General features: G+C 44.8%; 7 protein-coding genes. 4 read left to right on the top strand and 3 right to left on the bottom strand.

Annotated features, from left to right (window positions below; translation table 11 throughout):
- Window positions 1-93: 93 nt before the first annotated feature.
- A complete protein-coding gene (gene serA, locus KDK15_RS11585; protein ID WP_257295514.1) occupies window positions 94-1,323 on the bottom strand; it encodes a phosphoglycerate dehydrogenase in 1,230 nt (409 codons plus the stop codon).
- A gap of 24 nt (window positions 1,324-1,347) precedes the next feature.
- Here serA and KDK15_RS11590 point away from each other — a divergent pair, with 24 nt between their 5' ends.
- Window positions 1,348-1,566: a hypothetical protein gene (locus KDK15_RS11590; protein WP_257295515.1), complete on the top strand. Its 219-nt coding sequence runs from the start codon at window positions 1,348-1,350 to the stop codon at window positions 1,564-1,566.
- Between the two features lie 107 nt (window positions 1,567-1,673).
- Here the strand turns inward: KDK15_RS11590 and KDK15_RS11595 are convergent, their stop codons facing one another.
- Window positions 1,674-1,934 (bottom strand): DUF4404 family protein, encoded by a 261-nt coding sequence (locus KDK15_RS11595; protein WP_257295516.1) that lies wholly within the window; start codon window positions 1,932-1,934, stop codon window positions 1,674-1,676.
- A 244-nt stretch (window positions 1,935-2,178) separates the two neighbouring features.
- Here KDK15_RS11595 and KDK15_RS11600 point away from each other — a divergent pair, with 244 nt between their 5' ends.
- Entirely contained in the window at window positions 2,179-2,841 is a 663-nt protein-coding gene (locus tag KDK15_RS11600; RefSeq protein ID WP_257295517.1) for a fumarylacetoacetate hydrolase family protein, read from the top strand.
- 245 nt (window positions 2,842-3,086) lie between these two features.
- Here the strand turns inward: KDK15_RS11600 and KDK15_RS11605 are convergent, their stop codons facing one another.
- On the bottom strand, window positions 3,087-3,491 hold the full coding sequence (locus tag KDK15_RS11605; RefSeq protein ID WP_257295518.1) for a hotdog domain-containing protein: 405 nt from the start codon (window positions 3,489-3,491) through the stop codon (window positions 3,087-3,089).
- Window positions 3,492-3,873: 382 nt separating this feature from the next.
- Between KDK15_RS11605 and KDK15_RS11610 the strand changes: the two genes are divergently transcribed.
- Together KDK15_RS11610 and KDK15_RS11615 are read left to right on the top strand one after the other, a co-directional pair.
- Window positions 3,874-5,877, top strand: coding sequence for a hypothetical protein (locus KDK15_RS11610; protein WP_257295519.1), 2,004 nt, complete (start codon window positions 3,874-3,876; stop codon window positions 5,875-5,877).
- Window positions 5,878-5,970: 93 nt separating this feature from the next.
- Window positions 5,971-6,405, top strand: a complete 435-nt coding sequence (locus KDK15_RS11615) for a host attachment protein (RefSeq protein WP_257295520.1) — start codon at window positions 5,971-5,973, stop codon at window positions 6,403-6,405.
- Window positions 6,406-6,611 lie beyond the last annotated feature (206 nt).

A 6,611-nucleotide genomic window follows, 5' to 3' on the forward strand; every position in this document is an offset into this window, starting at 1 on the left:
TAACTATAGATAGGTTTTTGTTAACTGCAACAAGCCCTTGCAACGTACACCCTCGTTACCGCTTTGCGTGGGAACGAGGTGCCATTGTATATATCAGTAAAGAACGCGGCAGCGGATGGTGCCTTCAATCTTTCTTATCTTCTGCATGGCCATATCACTGTGTTCAGCATCAACATCAATAACAACGTAACCAACAGACTCATTGGTCTGCAGATATTGACCGCTGATGTTAATACGGTTTTCAGACAGTATCTGGTTGATCTGGCCCAGAATACCGGGAATATTCTGGTGGATATGCAGCAGGCGGTGCTTACCGGGGTGAGCAGGCAGGGCGACCTCCGGGAAGTTTACTGACGATAATGTAGTACCAATATCGCTGTACATAACGAACTTCTCAGCAACCTCCCGGCCAATATTTTCCTGTGCTTCCTGGGTAGTGCCGCCAATATGGGGCGTCAGGATAACATTCTTCATGCCACGCAGGGGGCTGATGAACTCATCATTGTTACTCCGTGGCTCTTCCGGAAATACGTCAATGGCTGCACCCAGCAGCTTGCCGTTCTTCAGGTATTCAGCCAGCGCTTCAATAACCACCACAGAGCCACGGGAGGCATTGATCAGAATGCTGTTGTCCTTCATGGCGGCAAACTGTGCTTCACCGAACATCCACTGGGTATCCCGGGTTTCGGGAACATGCAGACTGACAATGTCGCACATGCCAAGCAGAGTATTCAGATCACTGATCTGGGTAGCATTACCCATGGAAAGCCTGGTCACAACATCATAGAAATAGACTTCCATACCCAGGGATTCTGCCATGATGCTCAGCTGGCTGCCGATATTTCCGTAGCCGATAATACCCAGCTTTTTGCCCCGGATTTCGTGGGATTTCGCCGCTGTTTTCTGCCAGCCTCCCTGATGTGCCATGGCATTCTTTTCAGGGATTCCACGCAGCAGCAGGATGGCTTCAGCCAGAACCAGCTCAGCCACTGAGCGGGTATTTGAATAGGGTGCGTTGAAAACAGGAATCCCCCGTCGTGTAGCAGCAGGGAGTTCTACCTGATTGGTGCCAATGCAAAAACAGCCAACAGCACAGAGCTTTTTTGCCGCCGCAAAAATCTCATCGGTTAGCTGGGTCCGGGATCGGATGCCGACAAAGCGGGCATCAGCAATACGTTCCTTAAGTTCCTCAGGAGGCAGGGAGGTGGTGACATAGTCGATATTGGTATAGCCCGACGCTTTTAGAATCTCAACAGCAGACGGGTGGACACCTTCCAACAGGAGAAAACGAATCTTGCTCTTATCCAGCGATATTTCGGGCATATCAGTCTCTTTATTGGTTAGCTCATGGCGGACGGACTGGCACAGGGCTGTTTTGGGCTCAAGGCTGTTTCTGGCTCAAGGCTGTTTTATGTTGAAGCACTGTTTTTTGTTATTTTGCAGGCGGGCAACAGCAGTAGTGCTTCCAATTCATGGCTGTTATTTATCCGCCCATCGTTTTCATGGCGCATCATCGGTTGCTCCCGGCTGCGTCAGGCGGCACATCATAGCATAGGCTGTGCATGATGGTACTTACTAAAAGGCGGTGGGTAGTTACAGGCAGGGAAGTCGGCTTCAGTTCAGTGAAACCGACTTGGAGTATTGAAGTGTAAGCGGTGTCATAGTGTCAGTATTTAAATACCCATACTGGAGAGGGTGATCATTAATTGCCGGATGGCCTGTGTCAGGGCCGGGTGATCTTCACTGAAGCGAATGGCCTCCTGCTCCAGCTGATCGTTGTAGCCCTGAATAGGAATCTCTCCTTCTGCCTGGGCAACGGCAATGTTAATCTCTTCTGTTATCTGCTTTAAGGCTCCTGCTGTACATTCATCGACGGGTGAGTTTTCAAGAATATCATGAAGACTCTGAATATTGAGTTGCAGCTCTTCTGACATACTATGCTCCTTCCACTGTGCGGCCAGTCCTTATGATATTACTACAGTGTATTGAAAGTGAGATGCTTTAACTGCGACTTGAGCCGTGGGACAATAGCCTCTGCGGGGGATGGTATGCCTGAAGGTAAACGCTGTTTGATACCCCGACAAAGCTTCTGGCTCAGTTGAATAATAAATATCCGAATGAGGTTGGCGCGTATTGTGCGTTCCATATTTTATCACCGGCTTTAATAAAGGATGCACTATGAAGTACAGGCACCGCTGGATCAGTGGCGACCGTATTGACCTTCCTGTCGGGAAGGTGGTTTGTGTGGGGCGGAATTATGCGGCACATGTTCAGGAACTGAATAATCCTCTGCCTGATGATCCGGTCCTGTTTATTAAACCATGTACAGCCATGGTTAACCTTGAACAGCCAGTGAAATTACCACGTAATCGTGGGGCGGTACATCATGAGACAGAAGTGAGCCTGCTGGTCAGGGAGTCTCTGACCGATGCCAGTGAGCATGAGGCTAATCAGGCTATCATGGCTATTGGTCTGGGACTGGATTTGACACTTCGTGATCTGCAAGATCGGCAAAAGTCAAAAGGGCTGCCCTGGGAAGTCGCCAAAGCCTTTGATAACAGCTGCCCGTTATCCGGGTTTGTGGCAGTCGAGCATATTAAATATCCCGCCAATCTCGGGTTTTCGCTGTCAGTCAATGGAGAGCTAAGGCAGAAAGGGACAACGGCGCATATGCTGACCTCTATTCCCGGGCTGTTGAGCTATATCAGCAGGCATTTCACATTACTCCCGGGAGATATCGTGCTGACCGGAACTCCGGAAGGTGTTGGACCTTTGCAATCGGGGGATGATTTAGAGCTTTCCATGAATGGGATTTTTTCCACCCGGACCCAGTGTATCTGAAGACAGGTTTGACAGGCCATTCATAAGCTAATTGCAGGTTTTGTTAAAGTCCCGGGCATTATTCGGATATGAATAGATACCGATAATTCTGGAATTGATTCCCAGTGACTAAGCCTGAGACTGAACTTAATCATGCTGGTATGAATGACTATATTGATAAGCCTGTGAGCCTTGAGCGGATGAGGAATTTACTGTCAGAGTGGGCTGAGAAGATCAGGGGTTCCTGATCCTCTTACCACAGTCTCCTAGAAGTTCCTGACCTGCTGGGTTCGCCCACCTCGATCAATGGCAACAAATACCATCGTCGTTTCCGTCAGCTTCTCCCAGCCATGGTGGTTTTCTATCCAGCCTTCAACGACAACCTTAATCGATGTTTTGCCGATTTCTGCCACCCGGGTAAAGAACCCGATCAGATCACCGGTCTGAACCGGCCTGAGAAAACTCATGCTGCCAATACTGACCGTGACCACTCTGGCACCATTGGAGGCCTTACGGGCGCAGACTTCCCCGGCCTGATCCAGGTGCATGGCTACCCAGCCAGCAAATACATCACCACTGCTATTGACGGAACGATGGTCCGCCAGAACCTTCAATGTCATTTCTCCCTGAGGAGCAGGGACACTGTCAAGATTTTCATTTCTGGCACTCATGGAAGACTCCAAACTATTCTTATTGTTTTACCCGGTTAATTTGATTTTTTGGGTATTCTATCTTTTTTACTATCTATTTCATATTAAAAGTCTTTTTGGCAGTTCTCTGCAGAAAATGAGTTCACATTACTGAGCAGTTTTATGCTGAACTCTGATAGACTGCTGATTGATTATTGAGCATTCAAATGTTGGGTTTTTGATTGGCCGTCTGTTATTGGTGCTAAATAACTGCTTGTTATCTAGGCATAATTAGTTATTAATATTTGACGGTGTTGGTTTGTTACAATTAAGCAAAAGTTTTGTCAGGTTCGAATTTATATGAAATTTTCATGTAAATATCCTGCATCCAGTATGAGTTTTAATGATGGGTTAGGAGGCTTCTATGAAAATAGAAGGAAATGATACTGGTATCACATCACATGACGATGGTTCTCACTGGGAAAGCCGCAGTAAAAGCGTCAAAGATAATCTTTTTTCAGGCATGTCCGTTTCAGAAAGTAATAAAACAGTTAACCATCTTTCTGAGGTGGAGAGACTAAATAATTACCATGAGGAAAATTTACCGGATAGACCAGACGAATGGCGTGTTTCAATAGTTTCTAATGACTCCGGTTATATTTCTAATACTGAAGGAAATGACGATGAACCTTTACAGGAAAATAAGGGGCTAAATTCGAGTAAGACCGGTATTTCTGTCCTGAAGCGTGTTGAGTCCTTTGAAGAAAATACCGGCCAGAAAAAAAGAACTGAATTGAAATACTGTACTATCCCTGAAAGTGATTTAGAGGTTTCAGTTGCCGATTTGGTTGATAATTTTGAAAAACATAATTTTTCTCCTGAAGCTGACAGGGAAATATCTAACTCAGAAGATAAAATTAAGGTGCTCGCCGATAATAAAGATATTAATCTGAATAAAAATCGATCTACAGAGTTGGAAGGTGATTTTAATGAACGACCCGAATCTCCTTTTGATAGAAGCAGATTCTCACGTAAAGGTATACGAAAGACAAAAAATCATAAGATCGATTTACCCTCAACTACTTCCGGAAAAGCCAAATTAATTCAGGAACTTTGCCCTGAACTGATAAATTCAAAGAAAAAAATTCAACATCAGTTAGCGCAAATATTTTCCTTCAGAGCTGCCCTGAGTGATCGGGCAACAAGATTTCATGAAGTTCAGCCATATCAAAATGGTGCCCTTGACCCGCAGTTTGTCTTGAGGGCTATCACGGATATACAGTCTTTTGTCAGGCTTTCTGAACCGTACAATTTGATTAGAGATGTGAATATGGATCTGGAGCAGGTTCCAGATGTTATGAAACTGGTTCTTGGGGAAGATAGATTTAAAACCCTGAGAGGTGAGGCTCTGCGAGATGCCGTTTGGCCTGCTGCTGCAGAAAACTTCTGGAAATTTCTTGATGAGTGTGGCTCTCTGGAAAGCACGGCAAAACTTATGCCTGAGTTTCAGAAGTGTGGTCAATATTTTCCATTAGCGTATACCAGGGCTGTTGCTAAATTCAATCTGGCATTTGGGATTGCTGAAAAGAAGTTGCAAAATTATTACCTGAAAAGCACGCTTACCGAAAAAGAAAAGGGTGAAGTCCTTCAGCTTCTTAAAATGTCTGATCAGTTACAGAATAAGTTCTCAGAGTTTTATTATCATTATAAACAACTTCCTGATAGCCCTGTTAAGGTGGTTTTGAAAATAATGCTTGGCGATGTTCTGGTGGATGATAGTGCTACCAAAAGTAAGAAAATAGTGAGAATGCATAAGGGTATTTTGAAATTATTAAGAATAGCAGCCCCTTCCTTTAATCTTGACCCTGAAGAATTATTGCGTGTTGGAGTAAACCAGGATCAGTGGGATTTGGATTTTTCAGTAGAAAAGGCATTTGCAGAACTACGATCAGGCATGAAGGAAAAAGATCCTCTGATATTCTATAAAGATTTGGTAAGTCAAATTGTTAATAATGTTAAGGACAAAGAAGGATTTCCCGAATCCAACGAACAAGCTGTGTACCCTTTGGGTACCATAATAACGTCAGATTCTCAGCGGCAAAAACTGAGAAATTTCTATATACAGGTCATGATTCACTTGTATGATCAGATAGATCCACTTCTGGGAACCCTTTCTAATGATGAGCTTAAAACAATCTATCAAGCAACCTTTGACTGTATCTGGCGTGGAATTGAGCCTGATTTATTACAGTCTGTAATATCAAAAGATAACAGTCACTTTTTTAGACTTAAGTCAAAAAAGCAAAAGCTCGAAGAAGAGCGGCAAAATATGCTGGAAGTGGCGAAAACAGAGTTTTCAGGAATTGCTCCCTTAATGGAAGTTAAAATTGCCTATATGCAAGCCGAAAAGCAAAATCCATCCAGATAATTACTTCTCAACAGTAAAAACAGGCAATTCCTGAACCATTGAACTATCTTTGAACAGTTATCGTACTTCGCGAGCCGTTTAGAGGTGCATATCATGGCATCATCCTGGGTACTGGTTGCTGATAACAGCCAAGCTAAGGTCTATCGTTTTGACCGACACAAGAGAGTGCTTGATCTGGTTGACCATATTGATCATGAAGAAGGCAGATGGAAACGGCATGAGTTCGTGACGGCAGGTCCCGGCCATTCAGTCACTTCATCCATTGGCGGTAGTGTCCGTAGTTTGGGGACGGATAACTCGCCAAAAGACCATGAGTCTGTCAACTTTGCCCATATGCTGGCCAGGTCTATTAATCATGCCCATGACCAGCACCAGTTTGAGACCCTGCGGGTTTGTGCACCCCCAAAACTACTGGGTGAAATACTGCCTCTGGTGGATAAACATGTGCCGTTGGGAGATCACATCAATAAAGATCTGGTTCATGAGAGTTCAGAGCAGTTGCTTGAGCGTCTTACCAATCTTCATTAAGTTTTCAATGCCTGGAGGTTGTCTCCTGCCTTATGCGGCAATTGCTCCTGCATTGCTTTAGTGCAAGAAACCAGCGCATATTGCAAAGCGAGGCAACGGTTGACTGAAGCATCCATAAGAGGCTTGCTGCGCAGATCAGGCAATAGCCTTATCAGGAAATTGTTCTCCCATCTGCAGGATGGCGACATCCTGTTAGGTGATGCGAA

Origin of the sequence: Endozoicomonas sp. YOMI1, assembly GCF_024606345.1 — a bacterium.
Classification (GTDB): domain Bacteria; phylum Pseudomonadota; class Gammaproteobacteria; order Pseudomonadales; family Endozoicomonadaceae; genus Endozoicomonas.